General features: G+C 63.0%; 22 protein-coding genes. 14 read left to right on the top strand and 8 right to left on the bottom strand.

Annotated elements, in window-relative coordinates; all coding sequences use genetic code 11:
* Nucleotides 1–41: 41 nt before the first annotated feature.
* Nucleotides 42–650 carry a heme ABC exporter ATP-binding protein CcmA gene (ccmA, locus tag EOC93_RS24815; protein ID WP_095484874.1) on the bottom strand — a complete coding sequence of 203 codons (609 nt, stop codon included), beginning with the start codon at nt 648–650 and terminating at the stop codon, nt 42–44.
* 283 nt (nt 651–933) lie between these two features.
* Between ccmA and acnA the strand changes: the two genes are divergently transcribed.
* Nucleotides 934–3,624 carry an aconitate hydratase AcnA gene (gene acnA, locus EOC93_RS24810; protein WP_127205920.1) on the top strand — a complete coding sequence of 897 codons (2,691 nt, stop codon included), beginning with the start codon at nt 934–936 and terminating at the stop codon, nt 3,622–3,624.
* Between the two features lie 71 nt (nt 3,625–3,695).
* Here acnA and EOC93_RS24805 read toward each other — a convergent pair whose 3' ends face one another.
* Nucleotides 3,696–4,358, bottom strand: a complete 663-nt coding sequence (locus EOC93_RS24805; protein WP_095484872.1) for a ceramidase domain-containing protein — start codon at nt 4,356–4,358, stop codon at nt 3,696–3,698.
* Between the two features lie 176 nt (nt 4,359–4,534).
* On the opposite strand from EOC93_RS24805, the gene EOC93_RS24800 reads away from it, so the two are divergent.
* Nucleotides 4,535–5,329, top strand: a complete 795-nt coding sequence (locus EOC93_RS24800; protein ID WP_095484871.1) for a thioredoxin family protein — start codon at nt 4,535–4,537, stop codon at nt 5,327–5,329.
* Between the two features lie 604 nt (nt 5,330–5,933).
* Nucleotides 5,934–6,320, top strand: coding sequence for a DUF2794 domain-containing protein (locus tag EOC93_RS24795; protein WP_095484870.1), 387 nt, complete (start codon nt 5,934–5,936; stop codon nt 6,318–6,320).
* On the opposite strand, the gene EOC93_RS24790 is transcribed toward EOC93_RS24795, so the two are convergent.
* The 4 genes from EOC93_RS24790 to EOC93_RS24775 form a co-directional block, all read right to left on the bottom strand.
* Complete coding sequence (locus tag EOC93_RS24790) at nt 6,321–6,893, bottom strand: GNAT family N-acetyltransferase (RefSeq protein ID WP_095484869.1); 573 nt, start codon at nt 6,891–6,893, stop codon at nt 6,321–6,323.
* A gap of 165 nt (nt 6,894–7,058) precedes the next feature.
* Nucleotides 7,059–7,838 carry a Bax inhibitor-1/YccA family protein gene (locus EOC93_RS24785; protein WP_095484868.1) on the bottom strand — a complete coding sequence of 260 codons (780 nt, stop codon included), beginning with the start codon at nt 7,836–7,838 and terminating at the stop codon, nt 7,059–7,061.
* Nucleotides 7,839–8,067: 229 nt separating this feature from the next.
* Nucleotides 8,068–10,566: an ABC transporter permease gene (locus EOC93_RS24780; protein ID WP_095485112.1), complete on the bottom strand. Its 2,499-nt coding sequence runs from the start codon at nt 10,564–10,566 to the stop codon at nt 8,068–8,070.
* A 187-nt stretch (nt 10,567–10,753) separates the two neighbouring features.
* On the bottom strand, nt 10,754–11,449 hold the full coding sequence (locus EOC93_RS24775) for an ABC transporter ATP-binding protein (protein WP_127205919.1): 696 nt from the start codon (nt 11,447–11,449) through the stop codon (nt 10,754–10,756).
* Between the two features lie 85 nt (nt 11,450–11,534).
* On the opposite strand from EOC93_RS24775, the gene EOC93_RS24770 reads away from it, so the two are divergent.
* Complete coding sequence (locus EOC93_RS24770; RefSeq protein WP_095484866.1) at nt 11,535–12,179, top strand: arylesterase; 645 nt, start codon at nt 11,535–11,537, stop codon at nt 12,177–12,179.
* 138 nt (nt 12,180–12,317) lie between these two features.
* Entirely contained in the window at nt 12,318–12,914 is a 597-nt protein-coding gene (gene thpR, locus EOC93_RS24765; RefSeq protein ID WP_095484865.1) for an RNA 2',3'-cyclic phosphodiesterase, read from the top strand.
* On the opposite strand, the gene EOC93_RS24760 is transcribed toward thpR, so the two are convergent.
* A complete protein-coding gene (locus tag EOC93_RS24760; RefSeq protein ID WP_095484864.1) occupies nt 12,818–13,336 on the bottom strand; it encodes a low molecular weight protein-tyrosine-phosphatase in 519 nt (172 codons plus the stop codon). The two genes, thpR and EOC93_RS24760, sit on opposite strands and share 97 nt — an antisense overlap.
* 52 nt (nt 13,337–13,388) lie before the next feature.
* On the opposite strand from EOC93_RS24760, the gene EOC93_RS24755 reads away from it, so the two are divergent.
* From EOC93_RS24755 to EOC93_RS24730, 6 genes are all read left to right on the top strand, one after another.
* Nucleotides 13,389–13,682, top strand: a complete 294-nt coding sequence (locus tag EOC93_RS24755; protein WP_095484863.1) for a 4a-hydroxytetrahydrobiopterin dehydratase — start codon at nt 13,389–13,391, stop codon at nt 13,680–13,682.
* A gap of 229 nt (nt 13,683–13,911) precedes the next feature.
* Nucleotides 13,912–14,274 (top strand): YkvA family protein, encoded by a 363-nt coding sequence (locus EOC93_RS24750; RefSeq protein WP_095484862.1) that lies wholly within the window; start codon nt 13,912–13,914, stop codon nt 14,272–14,274.
* Nucleotides 14,275–14,514: 240 nt separating this feature from the next.
* Nucleotides 14,515–15,018, top strand: coding sequence for an invasion associated locus B family protein (locus EOC93_RS24745; protein ID WP_095484861.1), 504 nt, complete (start codon nt 14,515–14,517; stop codon nt 15,016–15,018).
* A gap of 194 nt (nt 15,019–15,212) precedes the next feature.
* Nucleotides 15,213–16,448, top strand: a complete 1,236-nt coding sequence (rlmN, locus tag EOC93_RS24740; protein WP_095484860.1) for a 23S rRNA (adenine(2503)-C(2))-methyltransferase RlmN — start codon at nt 15,213–15,215, stop codon at nt 16,446–16,448.
* Entirely contained in the window at nt 16,445–16,909 is a 465-nt protein-coding gene (locus EOC93_RS24735) for a hypothetical protein (RefSeq protein ID WP_095484859.1), read from the top strand. Before rlmN ends, EOC93_RS24735 begins: the two co-directional genes overlap by 4 nt.
* Nucleotides 16,906–17,391: a hypothetical protein gene (locus EOC93_RS24730; RefSeq protein WP_095484858.1), complete on the top strand. Its 486-nt coding sequence runs from the start codon at nt 16,906–16,908 to the stop codon at nt 17,389–17,391. The genes EOC93_RS24735 and EOC93_RS24730 overlap by 4 nt, the downstream gene beginning before the upstream one ends.
* On the opposite strand, the gene EOC93_RS24725 is transcribed toward EOC93_RS24730, so the two are convergent.
* Nucleotides 17,363–18,004, bottom strand: coding sequence for a LysE family translocator (locus EOC93_RS24725; protein ID WP_095484857.1), 642 nt, complete (start codon nt 18,002–18,004; stop codon nt 17,363–17,365). The genes EOC93_RS24730 and EOC93_RS24725 overlap by 29 nt on opposite strands.
* Before the next feature lie 184 nt (nt 18,005–18,188).
* Between EOC93_RS24725 and EOC93_RS24720 the strand changes: the two genes are divergently transcribed.
* The 3 genes from EOC93_RS24720 to leuB all read left to right on the top strand — a co-directional run bounded on the left by EOC93_RS24720 (nt 18,189) and on the right by leuB (nt 21,241).
* On the top strand, nt 18,189–19,412 hold the full coding sequence (locus EOC93_RS24720; RefSeq protein WP_127205918.1) for an argininosuccinate synthase: 1,224 nt from the start codon (nt 18,189–18,191) through the stop codon (nt 19,410–19,412).
* A gap of 127 nt (nt 19,413–19,539) precedes the next feature.
* Nucleotides 19,540–19,923, top strand: a complete 384-nt coding sequence (locus tag EOC93_RS24715) for a RidA family protein (RefSeq protein WP_127205917.1) — start codon at nt 19,540–19,542, stop codon at nt 19,921–19,923.
* Nucleotides 19,924–20,137: 214 nt separating this feature from the next.
* Nucleotides 20,138–21,241, top strand: a complete 1,104-nt coding sequence (leuB, locus tag EOC93_RS24710; RefSeq protein ID WP_127205916.1) for a 3-isopropylmalate dehydrogenase — start codon at nt 20,138–20,140, stop codon at nt 21,239–21,241.
* Nucleotides 21,242–21,303: the final 62 nt, after the last annotated feature.

The raw sequence follows: 21,303 nt of genomic DNA, 5'->3' as shown, positions 1-21,303 counted from the left end.
ATGTCCGGCAGGACAGAGGGGGGCGCCGTGGAGCTCCGACATCAAACGGCCTCCCCCATCCTCAACTCCTTCGCTCCCTCAATTCCCAGCGGCAGATGCGTGGCCGCCACAACGATCCCTCCGCCTTCCAGATGCTTCCGCATCAGCACGGCGAATCGCTCTTCCGATGCCTTGTCCAATCCTGCCGTCGGCTCGTCGAGCAGCCACAGTGGCCGCCGGCTGACCAGCAGTTTTGCGATCGCCGCGCGCCGCCTCTGCCCAGTCGAGAGATAGCCGAACGGCAGATGGCCGATATCACCAAGTCCGACCGTCTCCAGCGCCTCTTCGGCACGCAAGAAATCCGCGCCCGAAAAATCGCGCCAGAAGCGCAGATTTTCCGTCACGGTCAACGCCGTCTTCATCGCGTTCTGGTGGCCGAGATAGTGGCAGGCCGAGGCAACCGACGGAAAATCCTCGCCGCCGCCTTCGATATGCACACGACCGGCCGCCACCGGAAGCAGCCCGGCGACGACCCTGAGCAGCGTCGATTTCCCCGCGCCGTTCGGCCCGGTGACGATAAGCGCCTGGCCTTTCTCAAGGGCAAAGTTGATGCCGGAAAAGACCGCCTCGCCGCCGCGTTCGCCGCCCAGATTTTCGGCGATCAGCCGCATTCGTTCCCCTTCGCCGGAAGTCCTAGCGCGGCTTCGGTGCGCCGCAACAAAAATGGCGATTCCGTGTCTAGAACTATTCCAGGAAATTCTCTATATGCGGGTCATCCGTGCCAGCGGTCGGCACGGGAACAGAATTAGCGCCGAACCAGCGCACGCGCCGCCTTGAACGGCTCGGGTTGGCTGGGAACGGACAGCGGAAATGGCCGTACCCGCACCTTTGCGCGTGATTGCATGCCATCGGCGTCCGTTCCCTTTCAGGCTGAACAGACAAGGACGGACGCACGTGTCAAAATCCCTCGATAGTTTCAATTGCCGCCGCACGCTGACTGCTGGTGGCGCCGAATATGTCTATTACAACCTCATCGAGGCCGAGAAGAACGGCCTCACCGGCATTGCCCAGTTGCCCTATTCGATGAAGGTGCTGCTGGAGAACCTGCTGCGCAACGAGGACGGCCGTTCCGTCACCAAGGAGAGCATCCAGGCGGTCGCCGGCTGGCTGACCGACCGGGGCACCGCCGGCGTCGAGATTGCCTATCGCCCGGCTCGCGTGCTGATGCAGGATTTCACCGGCGTTCCGGCCGTTGTCGACCTGGCTGCGATGCGCGACGCCATGGCCTCGCTTGGCGGCGACCCGCAAAAGATCAATCCGCTGGTGCCGGTCGATCTGGTCATCGACCACTCGGTCATCGTCGATGAATTCGGCACGCCGCTGGCTTTCGCCCGCAATGTCGAGCTTGAGTACGAGCGCAACGAAGAGCGCTACAAATTCCTGAAATGGGGCCAGCAGGCCTTCCGCAATTTCCGTGTCGTGCCGCCCGGCACCGGCATCTGCCACCAGGTCAATCTCGAATATCTTGGCCAGGTCGTGTGGACCAACACTGAAGATGGCGACACCACCGCCTACCCCGATACCTGCGTCGGCACCGATTCCCACACCACCATGATCAACGGTCTTGGCGTGCTCGGCTGGGGCGTCGGCGGCATCGAGGCCGAGGCCGCCATGCTCGGCCAGCCCGTCTCCATGCTGTTGCCCGAAGTCATCGGCTTCCGCCTCACCGGCAGGCTCAGGGAAGGCGTCACCGCCACCGACCTCGTGCTCACCGTCACCCAGATGCTGCGCAAGAAGGGCGTCGTCGGCAAATTCGTCGAATTCTTCGGTCCGGGTCTGTCCAACATGACGCTGGCCGACCGCGCCACCATCGGCAACATGGCGCCCGAATATGGCGCCACCTGCGGCTTCTTCCCGGTCGATGGCGAAACCATCCGCTACCTCACCATGTCCGGCCGCGAGGAAAACCGTATCGCGCTGGTCGAGGCGTACGCGAAGGCGCAAGGCATGTGGCGTGATACCGGCTCGGCCGACCCGGTCTTCACCGACCTGCTCGAGCTCGATCTCGGCGATGTGGTGCCGTCGATGGCCGGCCCCAAGCGTCCGGAAGGCCGCGTGGCGCTTGAAGGCATTCCGGACGGCTTTGCCAAGGCGATGGAGACCGAATACCGGAAGGCCGCCGAAATCGACAAGCGCTATGCCGTCGAAGGCACCAACTATGATCTCGGCCATGGCGATGTCGTCATCGCCGCCATCACCTCCTGCACCAACACCTCGAACCCGAGCGTGCTGATCGGCGCCGGGCTGCTGGCGCGCAACGCCAACCGGCTCGGGCTCAAGCAGAAGCCGTGGGTCAAGACATCGCTGGCGCCGGGTAGCCAGGTCGTCGCCGAATATCTGGAGAAATCCGGCCTCCAGAAGGAACTCGACCAAATCGGCTTCAATCTGGTCGGCTTCGGCTGCACCACCTGCATCGGCAATTCCGGCCCGCTGCCGACGCCGATCTCCAAGACCATCAACGATAAGGGCTTGATCGCCGCCGCGGTCTTGTCCGGCAATCGCAATTTCGAGGGCCGCGTCTCGCCCGACGTGCAGGCAAACTACCTTGCTTCGCCGCCGCTGGTCGTCGCCCACGCGCTGGCCGGGACCGTGACCAAGGACCTGACCACCGAGCCGCTCGGCGAGGACCGTGACGGCAACCCGGTCTACCTCAAGGATATCTGGCCGAGCTCGGTCGAGATCCAGGAGTTCATCGAAAAGAACGTGACGCGCGAACTGTTCGCCCGCAAATATGCCGACGTCTTCAAGGGCGACGAGTACTGGCAGAACGTCAAGGCGCCGGAAGGCCAGACCTACGCCTGGGACGACCATTCGACCTATGTGCAGAACCCGCCCTATTTCGACGGCATGACCGCGGGTTTCGGCACAATCGGCGACATCAAGGGCGCCCGCGTGCTCGGCCTGCTCGGCGACAAGATCACCACCGATCATATCTCGCCGGCCGGCTCGATCAAGGCGGCCTCGCCTGCCGGCAAATATCTCACCGACCATGGCGTCGGCGTCGCCGACTTCAACCAGTATGGCACGCGGCGCGGCAATCATGAGGTGATGATGCGCGGCACCTTCGCCAACATCCGCATCCGCAACCATATGCTGGGCGAGAACGGCCGCGAGGGCGGCTACACCATCCACTATCCGTCGAAGGAAGAGACATCGATCTACGACGCCGCCATGGAGTACAAGAAGGAAGGCGTGCCGCTGGTCATCTTCGCCGGTGTCGAATACGGCAATGGCTCGTCGCGCGACTGGGCGGCCAAGGGCACCAACCTCTTGGGCGTCCGCGCCGTCATCGCCCAGTCCTTCGAGCGCATCCACCGCTCGAACCTGGTCGGCATGGGCGTCATTCCCTTCGTCTTCGTAGAGGGCACCTCATGGGCCTCGCTCAACCTTAGGGGTGACGAGCTGGTCGAGATCGACGGCCTGAGCACCATCAAGCCGCGCCAGAAGATGATCGCGAAGATCACCTATGGCGACGGCACGGTGAAGGACGTTCCGATCATCTGCCGCATCGATACGCTGGACGAGCTCGACTACTTCAAGAACGGCGGCATCCTGCAATATGTGCTGCGCGATTTGGCAGCTTAGTAGGGCAGTAAGGGAGTAAGGGAGTAGGGAAGACAGCCCCTATTCCCCTATTCCCCTATTCCCCTATTCCCCTATTTTGGCGCTCCGAAGCGCGCCGTCGCCGCCAGCAGCACGCCGAGCATCAGCCCGTTGAGGATGTGCCACAGGAAATGCGTGCCGAGCGGAAAGCTGCCGCAGACCAGCGGATCGATCATCCGGCAGATGACCGACACGACGAAGATCGCCGAGCCTGCCAGATTGTACCAGCCGGCGCGATTGCCGCTGGCGGCCACCCAGGCGCCGAAGAAGGCGAGCGCCAGGAAAGGCGGCAGATAGCCGGTCGTGCCGTTTGACGCCTGGCGCAGCCAGTCCGGCACGGCCCAGGTCAACAACCCGGTGACGGCATAGAAGGCGACGAAGATGGCGATCGCCTTGCCCCATTTCATGCCGAGGAAGCGGCGCAGGTTGAACAGCGTGTAGGCCAGCGTGAACCCGGCGATCGGCAGCACGTCAGCCCAGACCGTGCCGTGGTTGGCAAAGGTATGGAACAGCGCCGAGCCGATGCCGATCGCCACCACCCACCAGGCCAGCGCTTCGGCGAAGATGCCTGTGCCGCGCCGGCGCACCTCCCGGACACCCCACAGCCCGGCGGCAAGAAAAGCCAGATTGGTGAGTGCGTTGGCCGGTTCGGCCCAGAACTCCGGCCCGGTCCGCTCGCAGTAGAGATCGACCGGCGTCAGGAGGGTTTGCCACATGCTGATTGTTGCCCGAATCGGCTTCTACCGTGAAGTGTGACCCTTCCTATTGCGCCCTTGCAGTTGGTTGCAATGGCAAATTTCACCGCAACGTGACTTCCCGTTGACTGTCGCTTCTGCCACATATTTCAGCAATCAGAACAAGGCCGGCATCACCGGCGGGAGTCCAAACGGCCATGACATCTCGAAGACCATTGCGGCTTGCGGCACTTGCGCTGGCCCTCTCGGTGTTTGCCGGCGCTGGACTTGCCGGCAATGTGCTTGCCGGCGAGGCCGACAAGCCCCAGGCTGACAAAACCTTGACCGATCAACCGCTGGGCGTGGTCGAGCTCTTTACCAGCCAGGGCTGCAATTCCTGCCTGCCGGCCGATGAATTCTTCGCCGATCTTGCCACCAAGGAGAACATCGTCGCGCTCGCCTATCATGTCGACTACTGGGATTATCTCGGTTGGAAGGACACGCTGAGCCGCAAGGAGAACACGGAGCGGCAATATGAGTATATGCGCGCCTTCGGCAATCGCTCGGTCTATACGCCGCAGGCCGTCATCAATGGCCGCAGTCATGTCAACGGAGCCAGCCGCAGGGAGGTCGACGGGGCGCTCGCCCGCATGGAGAAATCAGGCGACGGCATGCGGGTCAGCATCAAGGTCAGCCGGACCAGCGACCGCGTCATCATCGACGCCGGCGATGCCGGGACCGGCCCCAGCGATGCCCATGTCGTCATCGTCTATTTCGACCCGCCGCAGACGATCAAGATCGGCAAGGGCGAAAACACCGGCCGCAGCATGACCTACTGGAATGCCGTCTCCGGCATCCAGACCGCCGGCATGTGGCACGGCAAGGCGCAGCGCTACGAATTGCCGATGAGCGTGATTTCCAAGAAAGGCGGCTGCGCCGTGCTGCTGCAATCGGTGGGCAAGGATGGCCTGCCAGGCCCCATTCTGGGCGCCGCCATAATCCACAAGCCTTGACCACAGCGCGCCCTTCTCCCCTTGTGGGAGAAGGTGGATCGGTGCGCAGCGCCGAGAGGTTGAGGGGTGCTGGAAGAAATGAGGCGTTAAAATATGAAATGATTTTAGGCGCTTACGTCTTCAGCGCAGCGATCCTTCCAACATCCCTCATCCGACCTCGCTTCGCGAGGCCACCTTCTCCCACAAGGGGAGAAGGGAGAGCCGCGCTACCCGCCATGGTCTCAGCCAATAAAAAACCGGCGTCAGCTTGCTTCTGACGCCGGTCATTTAGGTTTTGGGATCGTCGCACCCGATTTTTCCAAGGAAAAACCGAGGTTGGTTCGATCCGACGCAGACCCGTGGGCGGGGGGCTTGGGGTTTACGAGCCAGTGCCGGACCGAACCGTCTCAGGCAACACCCGTAAATTCGTCGGACATTGGGGCATGAGCGCGGATAAAAGAAGGCAGAATTGTGGCGAAGCATCACCAATTCCAACGGGCGTTTTATAAACGTGACTGGACACTGCGGAAACGGTGCGCCGCCGCCTTTGCTCGGTCGGGCTTGCAATTCTACGGCGAAAGCGCCAACTTTGGTTGGCATAAGATTCATTCGAAGGGATCGAGGCATGACTGATCATGGCAGTGGGACGGAGGATGGGGACGCATCCGCAATACTGATCCCGCTGCATGAGGCAAGACGCGAACGCCTCGACCAGCCGGTGCGGTTCGACCGGCGCGAACTGGACCAGATCCTGAGGCTTTACGGGCGCATGGTCGCCGCCAATGAGTGGCGCGACTACGCCATCGACCATCTCACCGATCGCGCCGTCTTTTCCGTGTTCCGCCGCACCAGCGAGGTGCCGCTGTTCCAGATCGTCAAGGATCCGAAGCTGGCGCGCCGGCAAGGCGCATTCGCCGTCATCGCCGCCGGCGGCCGCATCCTCAAGCGCGGCCAGGAACTTGGCCGCGTGCTTGGCGTCTTCGACCGCACGCTGAAGCTGGTCGAGGCCTAACTACTTATTCTGGCTGCGGAATTTCTGTTCCGGCAACGAGTTGATATCGGGCGGAATTAGAGCCCCGTCATTGATCGGCAGTTGCATGAACACCGTGTCCAGCCAGCGTCCGTGCTTATAGCCGGAGCCTTCGAGGCGGCCCGAATGGCGAAAGCCGAGTTTTTCATGTAGCCGCACCGAGGCACTGTCCGGTCGGCCGTCGCCGATCACCGCGATAACCTGGCGGAAGCCCGCCGCCTTGGCCGCCTCGATCAGCCCTTGCATCAGCTTGAGCCCGACGCCTTGCCCCTTGGCCTCGGGCGCGACATAGACGGAATCCTCGACGACGAAGCGATACGCGGGGCGTGGCCGGAAGGCGCCGGCATAGGCATAGCCGAGCACGATGCCGTCTTTTTCCGCCACCAGATAGGGAAAGCCGCCCGCTATCAAACTGTCGAATCGCTGGCCCATCTCGGCACGGCTTGGCGGCTCCAGCTCGTAGCTCGCCGTGCCGTTTGTCACCGCATCGGCATAGATGTCGGTGATCCGGTCGAGGTCCGCCGATGTAGCGGCCCGTATGGTGATGCTGCTCATAATTTATGCAAATCGCTCATCTGCCTTCTATCACAGCAGAGGCCGGAACAAAAGAAAAGGGCGGCCGTTGGGCCGCCCTTACAAAACTCGCTGGTCCAGTCAGACCATGATCCCGAAAGGTGGAAACCGGCTTTCGGAAAAGATCATGGTCCAAACAAAAGCCTGTTAGCGGCGGTCGCCCATGAACTGCAGCAGGAACATGAACAGGTTGATGAAGTCGAGATAGAGCGTCAGCGCGCCCATGATCGCCTTGCGGCCGGCAACGTCGGTGGCGTCGCCCTCGAAATACATCTCCTTGATCTTCTGCGTGTCATAGGCGGTGAGGCCCGAAAAGATCAGCACGCCGAGCGCCGAAACGGCGAAGGACAGAGCCGACGACTGCAGGAAGATGTTGATCACCATCGCGATGATCAGGCCGAACACGCCCATCACCAGGAACGAGCCGAACGCGGTCAGATCGCGCTTGGTCGTGTAGCCGTAAAGCGACAGCGCACCGAAAGCCGCTGCGGTGGCAAAGAAGGTCTGCGAAATGCTGGCGGTCGTGTAGACCAGGAAGATCGACGACAGCGACAGGCCGACCAGGCCGGCATAGACCCAGAACGTCGTCTGCGCGGCAGAAACGCTCATCGACTGGACGCGGAAAGACAGGAACAGCACGGCGGCCAGCGGAGCCAGCATCACCACCCAGCGCAACGGCGACCCGAAGATCGCGTAGCCGAAGGAGGTCAGCATCTCGCCGCTCGGCAGCGTCGCAACCGCCGAAGCCGGATCGGTGGTGGTGGCCAGCATGATCGTGCCGACCGCGGCAAGGCCAGTGATGAGGAGGCCAAGCCCCATCAGATTGTAGACCTTGATCATGTAGGCGCGCAGGCCCTGGTCGATGGCAGCATCGACGCCGGCGCCGGGCACGGCGCGCGTCTGATAATTGCGAACGGGTTCAGCCATGGAAATCCTCATATTGCTTCTGCCCCGTCCGGTGTCAGGTCCATTTGGACCCAGGCGCCGCTGGCGGGGCTCCAGCATGCCTGCGGCGAAATATGATGGTTATTGGCGTCAAGAACAAGACCGTAACGGAGCGTAATGCTTCGTGAAGTCCCGGAAATCCGCTTTTTCGGCTTTCGAAGCCGCAACATTACGCAGAATTAATCAAAAACAGCCTCGCCAAGCCTTGCGATCAGAGATTGCGCAGCACCGGCGCCGCCTTGTGGCCCAGCACCCGCCAAGTGCCGGCGAGGCCAATGCCGACCGTGACCACCAGCGCAAAGACGATGGTTGCCACCGCCACATCGGGCATGAAATGCGATGGCAGCGTCATGATGCGCGCGACAACGAACCACGCGGCAACCCCGCCTGCCGCCAGCGCGAAGATCGCAGTGGCGAGGCCGATCAGCATATATTCCAGTGAAAAGGCCGCGATCAGTGTTTTCCTGGTGGCGCCCAGCGTCTTCAGCACCACGGCGTCGTGGATGCGGGCCCGGTTGCCGGCGGCCAGCGCGCCGGCCAGCACCAGCACCGACGCGATCAGCGCCACGCCGGCCGCGGCCCTGATTGCCGTGCCGAGTTGCGCCACCAGCCGGTTGACGATGTCGAGCGCGTCCTTGACCCTGACCGTCGTCACCGCGGGAAAGGCCCGGGTGACGGCGTTGAGAAGACGGGCATCGTCGGCCCCCGACGCGCCCTTTTCGGTCAGGGTCGCCAGCCAGCTATGCGGCGCGCCAGCAAATGTGCTGGGCGAGAACACCATGACGAAGTTGATGCCCATCGTCTCCCACTCGACCTGGCGGAAATTGGCGATCTTCGCCGTCACGTTGCGGCCAAGCACGTTGACGGTGATGGTGTCGCCGAGTTTCAGCCCGATCTCTTTGCCTTCCTCGGCCGAAAACGACACCAGCGGCTCACCGGCATAATTGTCCGGCCACCATGTGCCTTCGGTCAGCGTCGCATTCTTCGGCAGTCTGGCCTCGTAGGTCAGCCCGCGATCGCCGCGCAGCACCCAGGCTCCTTCCGCCGGGACCTTGACCTTGTCGACGTCGACGCCGTTCAGCGCCATCACCCGGCCGCGCAGCATCGGCACCTTGACCAGCGTGCCCTGCGGCGCCTCTTTGCCGACCAGCGCGGAGAACGCGTCGACATCGCTGCTCTGGATGTCGACGAAGAAGAAGTTCGGCGCCCGTTCCGGCAGGCTGCCGGAAATCTGTCGCCTGAGATTGCCATCGATCAGCGCCAGCGTCACCAGAAGCGTCAGCCCCAGTCCCAACGACAGCACCACCGACGGCGTCAAGGCTCCCGGCCGGTGGATGTTGCCGATGGCGAGCCGGAGTACCGTCGAGCCAACGCGCGGGCTCTTTTTGGCGGCCCATTGTACCAGCGCGCCGACGACGCGCAGCACCAGGAAGGCAAGAATGGTGGCGCCGACAAAGATCGAGGCGACGCGGCGATCGTCGGAAAACAGGATGGCCAGCACCGCCAGGAACAGCGCGATGCCGAGCGCCGCCGCCACGTAGAGCGGGCGAGGAAAACCGCGGCCCTCAAAACCCATTTCGCGAAACAGCGCCGTCGCTGGAACGTCGCGCGCACGGCCGAGCGGCAGCAAGGCGAAAGCCAGCGTCACCAGCAGCCCGAACAGCGCCGCCATGCCGAGCGCGCCGGGATAGAACCCGCCTTCCGCCGGCACCGGAATGATCGACTGGAGTGCCGCGCTCGCGGCGAACGGCATCAGCGCGCCAAGCACAACGCCAAGCGCGATGCCGAGGGCGGCGATCATCAGGATCTGCACGAGGTAGACGGCAAAGACGAAACCGCCCGATGCGCCCAGGCTCTTAAGGGTGGCGATGACGCCGCGCTTGCCGTCGAGATAGGCGCGCACCGCATTGGCCACGCCGACGCCGCCGACCACCAGCGCAGTCAGCCCGACCAGCGTCAGGAACTGGGAGAACCGTTCGATGTTAGACGACAACGCAGGTGCTGCGTTGCTGCGCGTGCGGATGGTCCAGCCGGCCTCGGGAAAGTTCTCCCCGGCCTGCTCCTGGATCGCCTTGATACCCGCTTCGCTGGTGCCGACGGGCAGGCGGATCTTATAGGCATTTTCGACAAGGCTGCCGGGCTGAATCAGGCCGGAAGCGGCAAGCCCGTCCGTCGAGACCATCAGCCGCGGCGCAAAGCCGAAACCGTCGGATACCGCGTCCGGCTCGCTGACGAGCCGGGCGCGCAGTTCGAATGTGGCGCTGCCGAGCTTCAGCCGGTCGCCGATCCCAAGGTTCAGCCGCTCGAACAAAAGATCGGGGGCAGCGGCGCCGAAAATACCGGATCTTTCGCCGAACAATTCCTGCTTCGACAGCGCCGGCTCGGTCTCCAGCGCGCCGTAGAGCGGATAGGCTCCGTCGACCGCCTTGGCCTCGACCAGTGCCTGGTCGGAACCGTCCACGAGCCGCGCCATCGAGCGCATGTTGGCGCTGTGCGAGACCGTGCCCAGCCCGTCGAGAAAGACGTGCTCGGCTTGCGTCGATGCGCGCTGGTTAAGCTGGAAACGAAGATCGCCGCCGAGCAGCGACTGGCCTTCGTTGGCGACACCGGCAGTAATCGCCCGGGCCACCGAATTGACGCCGCCGATCGCCGCGACGCCGAGCGCGATGCAGGCAAGGAAAATCAGGAAGCCGGACAGTCCCCCGCGCATCTCACGCAGCGAGAAGCGGAAGGCGAGCTTCAGCGTGCGCGACCAGGCAACCCCCTCATCCGGCCGCTTCGCGGCCACCTTCTCCCCGAGGGGAGAAGAGGTTGCCAACGCCGGCGTCAGCCTCTTCTCCCCGGCGGGGAGAAGGTGGCCCGAAGGGCCGGATGAGGGGGCCTTGTCAGCCATGGCGCTACGCCGTCACTTTGAGCAACGGTGCGTCCTCGATCCGGCCCGACCGCATCGACACCTGCCGGGAGCAGCGTGCGGCGAGCGCCGGATCATGGGTGACCAGCACCAGCGTCATGCCGCGCGCGGCCGCCTTGGCGAACAGAAGATCGGCAACCTGCCGCCCGGTTGCCTGGTCGAGATTGCCGGTCGGCTCGTCGGCGATCAGGATGCGCGGTGAAGGCGCCAGCGACCGGGCGATCGCCACACGCTGCTGTTCGCCGCCGGACAATTCGCCTGGATAATGAGTGACGCGATCGCTCAACCCCACCGCCTCCAGCTCCCGCGCCGCCACCCCGAACGGATCTGCATGGCCGGCAAGTTCCAGCGGCACTGCGACATTTTCAAGCGCAGTCATGTTGGGAATGAGGTGGAAGGACTGGAAAACGATGCCAATGTTTCGCCCCCGAAACGATGCGATCTGATCTTCGCTCTTGCCGTTCAGCAATTCGCCTGCAATTCGTACCGTGCCCGAATCGACCCTTTCCAACCCAGCCAGAACCATCAGTAGCGTCGACTTTCCCGAGCCCGACGGCCCGACGATGCCGGTCGCCTCGCCACTTGCCACATCGAGGCTGACATCTTTCAGCACATGAACGGAAGACGCTCCTTCGCCGAGCGTCAGCGATACGTCTTTCAGCGCGATGACGGCTTCTGTCAAAATAAAATCGTCCTATATGGGAGAGTGGAGGCCAGAATTCGGCCTGCCGCCAACGTAATGTTCTTGGTCATATGGGGCCTGCCACATGGCTTTCAAACACCCTCTTGCCGCAGTCTTCATCCTTTTCCTCGGAATTTGCGGCGCCATTTCGTCGGCGCGCGCCGAACCCCTGGAGATTGTCGGCTTCGGCGACAGCCTGATGGCGGGTTTTGGCCTCGGACCGGACGAAGGCTTCACCCAAAAACTCGAGGCAGCACTTCGCGCCAAGGGCCACGATGTGACGATCGCCAATGCCGGTGTCTCCGGCGATACGTCGAGCGGCGGCCTGTCGCGTCTCGACTGGTCGGTGCCGGACGGCACCCAGCTTGTCATCCTCGAGCTCGGCGCCAACGACATGCTGCGCGGCGTTTCTCCCGATATCACGCAAAAGAATCTGGACGCCATGCTGGCGAAGTTGAAGCAGCGCAAGATCGCCGTGCTGCTGGCCGGCATGCGTGCCGCACCCAACCTCGGCGCCGACTACCAGAACGGCTTTGACGCGATCTTTCCGAAACTGGCGGAAAAATACGGCGTCCCGCTCTATCCGTTCTTTCTCGACGGCGTCGCCGGCGAGCCCGCTTTGCAGCTCGAGGACGGCCTGCACCCGAATGCCAAGGGCATCGACCGCATGGTCGAGCGCATACTGCCGGATGTCGAAAAGGCCATTGCCGTGATTCAGGGCAACTCTTGAAGAACTGGACTTCGAGGAGGCTTCGCCTTCCCCAGGGGAAGATTTTAGGCGGGCCTGCGACCAACAAACCACTTGCCCCGCTCGATTATCGATGATTCGCTAGGGACAAGAGTTCGATTCGAGGACAGGAGGCTTGCCATGCCGCGTCTTTTCACCGCCCTCGAAATACCGCGTGATGCCGCCCTTTCGCTGTCCCTGCTCCGGGGCGGCCTGCCCGGGGCCCGCTGGATCGACGTCGAGAACTACCACATGACGCTGCGCTTCATCGGCGATGTCGAGGGCCATGTCGCCGACGAGATCGCCAACGCGCTCGATCGTGTCCACCGCCCGTCCTTCCAGCTGACGCTGTCCGGCGTCGGCGCCTTCGGCCAGAAGAAACCGCATGCGGTGTGGGCCGGCGTTTCCGCCTCGCCCGATCTTTCAGCCCTGCAAGCCGAGATCGAGCGCATCTGCCAGCGCCTCGGCATCCCCGCCGATCCGCGCAAGTTCATGCCGCATGTAACGCTGGCCCGCTTACGCAATTCGAGCCCGCTCGACGTCGCCCAGTATCTGTCGGCACGCGGCAACTTTTCGACGCTGCCCTTCCGCGTCGGCCGCTTCGTCCTGATGTCATCGCGCGATTCGGTCGGCGGCGGACCCTACATCGTCGAGGAGGCCTGGCCGCTGTCTGGCGCCGACAGCCGCGCTTCGAGCCGCGTCGCCAGCGCCTCCGATGCTTCGCGGATCATGCGGTAGACCGAGGCAAACGCCTCCGGCCCCTCGTGATAAGGGTCCGGCACGTCGCTCACTCTTCCCTGCGCAAACTCCAGGAACAGATGGACACGGTCGCGCATGGCGGCAGGCACCAGCGCTTTCAGATCCCGGAGATTCGATCTGTCCATCGAGAGAATGAGGTCGAACCGCGAAAAATCGTCCGGTGTCAGCTTGCGCGCCCTCTGTCTGGAAATATCGATGCCGTGCCGCTCTGCGATCGACATAGAGCGCGGGTCGGGTGCCGCGCCGGCTTCCCAGTCGCTGGTCCCGGCCGAATCGAGCAGGATATCCCGATCGAGGCCGCGCTCCGCCAGGACGGCGCGCAACACGCCCTCCGCCAGTGGCGATCGGCAGATATTGCCGAGACAGACGAAAAGAATGGATTTTATCGGCTTTGCGCTCATCGATCCGGCACTATGCTGAAGACTGCAAATCCAGATAGCACGGGAAACGAACATGGCGAGAGAGAAACTGAGCAAGGCGGCGGTCGCCGAGGCGCTGGCCGGTCTCGATGGCTGGTCGCTGGCCAAGGATGGCGGCTCGATCGCGCGCAGCTTCACCTTCAACAACTTTTCCGAAGCCTTCGCCTTCATGACCCGCGTCGCCCTGGCGGCGGAGAAAATGGACCATCACCCCGACTGGTCGAATGTCTACAAGACCGTGAACGTGACGCTCAACACCCATGATGCCGGCGGCCTGACCGCGCTCGATTTCGAACTGGCCAAGACGATGAACCGCTATTTCGATTAGGTCGTTGGAGATCTGAAGACGCCGTAGCCGCTCGCTCCGCCCAGGATGACGACGGGAGGGGCGTTTCCGCAAACTCCAAAGCGGGCGATTGCCCGCCACTTGCAGGCCAGCATCACCTGATTTTCAGGCCGGGAACGGCCGAGCTCTTGTAGTGGACGGGCGCTTTCACCACATTTCCCGCTGGCAGGCGCGCGTGGAACGACGAGCGCAGCCTCGTTAGGAGAGGTTGATGGCGCAAAAATCCAGTTTTGATTTCTTCGGCTTTGGCGGCAAGCCGGGCGACGCGCGCGAAGTGCGCGAGAACTTCTGGCGCACGGCCAAGAAGGCTGCCCGGCAAATCCCGTTCATGGAAGAGCTGGTCGCCGCCTATTACTGCGCCATGGACAAGAACACGCCGCTGCGCGCCAAGGGCATTTTGCTGGCGGCCCTCGGCTATTTCGTGCTGCCGACGGACGTCATCCCCGACTTCGTCTTCGGGCTGGGCTTTACCGACGACATCGCCGTGCTGACCGCCGCGATCACTGCCGTCAAAGCCCACATCACCCCCGCGCACCGGCTCGCCGCCAGGCAGGCGATAGCCGACAACAGCTGAGCCGGCGATAAGGCAGAAAAGTCAAACTCTTGCCGCTTTCGTGGCCTCCAAGTCGCGACAGGGACGTTGCAACTGCCGCTTTTCGAGCGACGGGCGCAAGGATGGCGGCGGTTTCCTGGGGTGGAAGTCCTTTTCCCAAGGGAAGTTCACCGTTTGGTAACCCAGATTAAATCAAAATGAAGCGACGGGCAGGACGCCGAGCCGGCCTGCGTCCGCACCATTTGGAATACGGGAAAAGCGATGCGCGGATTGATTGCTACAATTTCGAGCCTGGCACTGGTGGCCATGACAGCGCCGGTGTTGGCGCAGTCGGCGACCAAGATCGGCCAGCACAATGCCTGGGGCACTTACAGCTACCAGGCGTCGGGCGGCAAGGTTTGCTATGTGCTGACCGTGCCGACCGACAAGCAGCCGCCGACGCTTGATCACGGCGACATGTTCTTCTTCGTCAGCCAGCGGCCGGGACAGCAGGTGTCCTATGAGCCGCAATTCATCGCCGGCTACAATTTCCAGGAAAACTCCAAGGCCACCGTCACCATCGACGGCAAGAGCTTTTCCATGTTCACCCGCGGCAAGTCGGCCTGGGTCGAGAACGCCGCCGAGGAGCCGGTGCTGATCGCCGCGATGAAGTCCGGCAGCGACATGAAGGTGCAGGCGAAGTCCGGCCGCGGCAACACCACCACCTATGTGTTTTCGCTGAAAGGCATCTCGGCGGCGCTGTCGTCTATCGCCAAGTGCAAATAGCCATAGGCCGAGTTTGAGTAAGGGCCGGGCCGCAAGCCCGGCTTTTTTGCTTTTGAAGCGCCGCCGGCCGGCACATTGCAGCGAGCCTTGCCCCGCCGCCGCCCATGACTCCGCCATCAACCTGTGCTATGCGCCGCGCTTCATTTCGGGCACGATGCTGTAATCGGCCGCAAATCGCTTATATTGGCGCAACAATGACCCTTTCATTTGATCTTACCACTGACGGCGCCCGTGACGCGTTGCGCGCCCGCGCCATGCCGGCCGAAAAACCGTCCCTGATCGGCCTGACACGGGCCGAGCTTGGCGCCGCCCTCATTGCGTCAGGCATCGTGCCGGAGCGCCAGGCCAAGATGCGCGCCCAGCAGCTCTGGCACTGGATGTATGTGCGCGGCGTCTCCGACTTCGCCGGCATGTTCAACATCTCCAAGGATCTGCGCGCCGAGCTCGACAAGCATTTCACCATCGCCAGGCCCGAGATCGTCGAGGAGCAGATTTCCTCCGACGGCACGCGCAAATGGCTGTTTCGCTTTCCGCCACGCGGTGCCGGCCGGCCGGTCGAGATCGAGACCGTCTACATCCCCGAAGAAGGCCGCGGCACGCTGTGCATCTCCTCGCAGGTCGGTTGCACGCTGACCTGCTCCTTCTGCCACACCGGCACGCAAAAGCTGGTGCGCAACCTGACGGCGGAAGAAATCCTCGCTCAGCTTCTGACCGCCCGCGACCGGCTCGGCGATTTCCCCGACCGCGACACGCCCGACGGCGCCATCGTGCCGGCCGAGGGCCGGAAAGTGTCCAACGTCGTCATGATGGGCATGGGCGAGCCGCTCTACAATTTTGAGGCGGTGAAGAAGGCGCTGCTGATCGCGTCCGACGGCGACGGGCTGTCGCTGTCGAAGCGCCGCATCACGCTGTCGACCTCCGGCGTCGTGCCGGAGATCTTCCGCACCGGCGAGGAGATCGGCGTCATGCTGGCGATCTCGCTGCATGCCACCAATGACGATCTGCGCGACCTGTTGGTGCCGATCAACAAGAAGTATCCGTTGAAAGAGCTGATCGCCGCCTGCCGCGCCTATCCCGGCCTGTCGAACGCCCGCCGTATCACCTTCGAATATGTGATGCTGAAGGACGTCAACGATTCGATCGAGGATGCCAAAGGATTGATCAAGCTGCTCAAGGGCATTCCGGCCAAGATCAACCTGATCCCGTTCAACCCGTGGCCGGGCACCAACTACCAGTGCTCGGACTGGGAGACGATCGAGAAGTTCGCCGACTACATCAACAATGCCGGCTATGCCTCGCCGATCCGCACGCCGCGCGGCCGCGATATCCTCGCCGCCTGCGGCCAGCTCAAGTCGGACTCGGAGCGCATGCGCAAGGTCGACCGGCTGGCGCTGGAGGCGATGATGATCGCGGGGCACGGCGAGGCGTGAATCGTCTTGTTGCCTGGTTCGGCCACGTCGCATTCATATCTTTGGGTTATGTCATTGCCGTCCTGGTTGCGGTCGCCGCCACCTTCTTCGTGTTGCTGCTCCCGACCGTCCTGCCGGATGGCGGCGCCTGGGGATCGTTTTACCGCAGCGTCCGCGGTGTGGGCTTTGTTTACCAATCCGTGCTCATGACTACTTTCCTGACGGCGCTGCCCGGTTTTCTGCTCACGCTGCTTGTCGCCCGTGGACAAGGCTGGAACCGCTGGCTGCCATTTGCGTGCGCTGGCGCCCTGAACGCCATCCTCGCGCTTCTGGTCTTAAGCGCCTGGACACAAACGACCCCGTTGAACATATCCGCTGCGCCACTCCTGCCCTGTCTACCCGGTGGATTCTCCGGCGGTTATGCCTACTGGGCAGTAACCGGGCGTTTCCTTATCAAACAAAGGGAAGCAGTTTCGGCATGAACCGTCTCTTTGCCTACCTCATCCGCTTCGCCGTCATCCTGATCGGCTATGTCGTCGCCTCGCTGGCTGCCAGCGCCTTCCTCAACGTCATGTTTCTGGCGTCGCTGGGCTACACGCCGGAGCACGCGCACCCTACGGCGACTGCTTCCCTGTATTTTTCGATCCCCTTCGTTGCGCTGTTCGTCGCCTATTTCGCCTTCATGCCGGCGGCGGTCGCCATCCTCGTCTCCGAAATCCTGGGACGGCGTGATTGGCTGTTCTACGCGCTGGCGGGCGCGGTGGTCGCGGCGGTCTTCCTCGGCTTCGCTTACCAGACCGCCGATGCCAATTTCGAGATCACCGATCCGCGCGTCGCCGCTGCCGTGATCGGCTGCGGCATGGTCGGCGGCATTTTCTACTGGCTGAGCGCCGGGCGCTCGGCCGGGAGCTGGCGGCAAGCCGGAAGGTCCGCGCCTACTTCGCCTGGGCGGTCAGGATCTTGAGCGCGAAGGCCGAGAACACCCCGGCGAACAGATAATCGACGACGCGTGTGACGCGCGGGCTGGTCTTCATCGCCGCCGAGAATTTTTCCGCTGCAAACACCATCGGCGCCGTTACCGGGATCGACAGCACGACGAACATCGCGCCGAGGAAAAACAGTTTTCCGGGCGCGTTCGGGTCGTGTGCGGAGACGAACTGCGGCAGGAAAGTCATAAAGAACAGGATGATCTTCGGGTTGAGCAGATTGACGCCGAGCCCCGCCGCCCAGGCGCGGAACAGCGAAATCTCAGGCCCGCTCTTCTTCTCGGGCGAAAACGCCGATCCCTTGGTGATCGCCTGCCACGCCAGGAAGACGAGATAGCCGGCGCCGAAAATCTTGAGCGCAAGAAAGGCCGCCGGCGAGGCAACGATCAGCGCCGAGATGCCGACCACCACCAGCGTGGTGTGGATCAGCGTGCCGCACAGTGCGCCCGCCATCGAGGCAAAGCCGGCGGCGCGACCATGGCTCAGCGTGCGCGAGACGAACAGCGTCATGTCGGGACCCGGCGTGATCGCCAGGATCACGGTGGCGATGGCGAACTGGATCAGCGTGGTGGTGTCGGGAATGAAGGACATGGGCGGGCCCCTGAATGAAGAAGGCGCAGCCTATACCGCAAGCGCCAAGCCGGCGCCAGCTTCTGGCCGGCACCACGGCTGATCCAGTATGCCAGCAGCGACCGGGGGATCGTTCGTCCCTTGCGCTAGCCGGAACCGGCGTGATACCTCGCCCGCGAAGAACCCCGTCGCGGAACCGCCCACAATGCCAAAAGCAAAAGCCGTCAAGAAAGTCGTGCTCGCCTATTCCGGCGGCCTCGACACCTCGATCATCCTGAAATGGCTGCAGACCGAGCTCGGCGCCGAGGTCGTCACCTTCACCGCCGATCTCGGCCAGGGCGGCGAGCTGGAGCCGGCGCGGCGCAAGGCCGAGATGATGGGCATCAAGGACATCCGTATCATGGATGTTCGCGAGGAGTTCGTTTCCGACTTCGTTTTCCCGATGTTCCGCGCCAACGCCGTCTATGAAGGCACCTATTTGCTCGGCACCTCGATCGCCCGCCCGCTGATCTCCAAGCACCTCGTCGAGATCGCCAACGAGACCGGCGCTGATGCGATCGCCCACGGCGCCACCGGCAAGGGCAACGATCAGGTCCGCTTCGAGCTCGCGGCCTATGCGCTCAACCCCGACATCAAGGTCATCGCGCCATGGCGCGACTGGTCGTTCAAATCGCGCACCGACCTGATCAACTTCGCCGAGCAGCACCAGATTCCGGTGCCGAAGGACAAGAAGGGCGATGCGCCGTTTTCGGTCGACGCCAACCTGCTGCACTCGTCTTCCGAGGGCAAGGTGCTGGAAGACCCGTGGACCGAGCCGCCGGAATTCGTCCACCAGCGCACCGTCTCGCCGATGGACGCGCCGGACAAGGTGACCGAGATCGAAATCGAATTCCTGAGGGGTGATCCGATCGCGCTCGATGGCAAGAAACTGTCGCCGGCAACGATGCTGGCGGCGCTCAACGATCTCGGCCGCGACAACGGCATCGGCCGGCTCGACCTGGTCGAGAACCGTTTCGTCGGCATGAAATCGCGCGGCGTCTACGAGACCCCCGGCGGCACCATCCTTATCGCCGCCCACCGGGCGATCGAATCGATCACGCTCGACCGCGGCGCCGCCCACCTCAAGGACGAGTTCATGCCGCGCTATGCCGAGCTGATCTATAACGGCTTCTGGTTCGCGCCCGAGCGGCTGATGCTGCAGGCAATGATCGACAAGAGCCAGGAAGATGTCGAAGGCACGGTGCGGCTGAAGCTCTACAAGGGCAACGTCATCGTCACCGGCCGCAAGTCGAAGAAGACGCTCTATTCCGATGCGCTGGTCACCTTCGAGGACGATCGTGGCGCCTACGACCAGAAGGACGCCGAAGGGTTCATCCGCCTCAACGCGCTGAGGCTAAGGACGCTGGCGGCGCGTAGTCGAAAAAGCTAGCCAGTTCCTCTGTACAGAGGGATTTGGCTCTCTGTACAGAGCCTTAAAGGGACTGTGGCGGCCGGCCTGCAGCCGAAAGGCACTTCTTCAGCTCAACATTGCCTGAAGAATACGCGAGGGAAGGACCATGCGAAAACTGATCTCTACCGGCTCGCCGTTCGAGAAGGCCGCCGGTTATTCGCGCGCCGTGGTGCAGGGCAACTGGTGTTTCGTTTCCGGAACGACCGGCTACGACTATGCGACCATGTCGATGCCGGAGACGGTCGAGGCGCAGACGCGCAATTGCCTGGCGACGATCGCCAAGGCGTTGCAGGACGGCGGCTTCGAGATGGCCGATGTGGTGCGGGCGCATTACTACATCACCGACGCGGCTTTCGTGGACATCGTCTTTCCGATCCTCGGCGAAGCCTTTGGCGACATCAGGCCGGCGGCGACGATGATCGTCTGCCAGCTCAACAAGCCGGAAATGAAGATCGAGATCGAGGTGACGGCACTCAAGCGCACGGCCTGAGCGCGTCGGTGCGGGGCGCCAAGGATCGCCAAAGATGCTCTGAACCAAACGCTTGCGCATAGCCCGCTTGGCGTTTAGCAAGGCCGCGGCTCACGACAGCGCCGCGCGTCCTTTTGGACGCGCAAAGGACGCTGTAGAATTTTGTTTCTGCGCATGATCCTTTCCGAAATCGATTCCGATTTCGGGGTCATGCGCCACAATTAGGATGGTTCTGATGGCTTCGAAAAATCTTCTCCTGCTCGCCGGCGACGGCATCGGCCCCGAGGCCATGGCCGAGGTGAAGAAGCTGATATCAGCCATGAACGACAAGCTCGGCAGTGGTTTCGTCACCGATGAGGGGCTCGTCGGCGGCTGCGCCTATGACGCGCATGGCGCGGCGATTTCCGATGCCGACATGGCCAAGGCGATGGCCGCCGACGCGGTGCTGTTCGGCGCCGTCGGCGGGCCGAAATGGGATGCGGTGCCCTATGAAGTGCGCCCGGAAGCCGGGTTGCTGCGGCTGCGCAAGGATATGGAGCTGTTCGCCAATCTCAGGCCGGCCATCTGCTATCCAGCGCTGGCGGCGTCCTCCTCGCTCAAGCAGGACGTGGTCGAGGGTCTCGACATTCTGATCGTGCGCGAACTCACCGGCGGCGTCTATTTCGGAGAGCCCAAGCAGATCATCGATCTCGGCAACGGCCAGAAACGCGGCATCGACACGCAAGTCTACGACACGTTCGAGATCGAGCGCATTTCGGGTGTTGCCTTCGAATTGGCGCGCACCCGCAAGAACCACGTCACTTCGATGGAAAAGCGCAATGTGATGAAGTCAGGCGTTTTGTGGAACGAGGTCGTCACCCAGACCCACAAGGCGCGCTATGCCGACGTCAAGCTCGACCACATGCTGGCGGACGCCGGCGGCATGCAGTTGGTGCGCTGGCCCAAGCAGTTCGACGTCATCGTCACCGACAATCTGTTCGGCGACATGCTGTCCGACATCGCCGCCATGCTGACCGGCTCGATCGGCATGCTGCCGTCGGCATCGCTCGGCGCGCCGGATGCCAAGACGAAAAAGCGCAAGGCGCTCTACGAGCCGGTGCATGGCTCGGCGCCCGACATATCAGGCAAAGGCATCGCCAATCCGATCGCCATGATCGCCTCCTTCGCCATGTGCATGCGCTATTCTTTCGGCATGGTAACCGAAGCAGACCGTCTGGAAAGCGCCATCGCCGCCGTGCTCGACGACGGCCTGCGCACCAGGGATATTCATTCGCCAGGGATGACCGAGGTCGGCACCACCGAGATGGGCGATGCGATCATCGCCAAGTTCCTGGGCTGAGCCTGTGGCGGTCGACGTCCGCTGGGCGACGACCGGGGATGCGGCTGCACTCGCCACCATGC

Source organism: Mesorhizobium sp. M6A.T.Ce.TU.002.03.1.1 (assembly GCF_003997275.1).
Classification (GTDB): Bacteria; Pseudomonadota; Alphaproteobacteria; order Rhizobiales; family Rhizobiaceae; genus Mesorhizobium; species Mesorhizobium mediterraneum.
The sequence above is the reverse complement of the archived record's forward strand: the minus strand, read 5'-3'. Positions and strand labels throughout refer to the sequence as shown.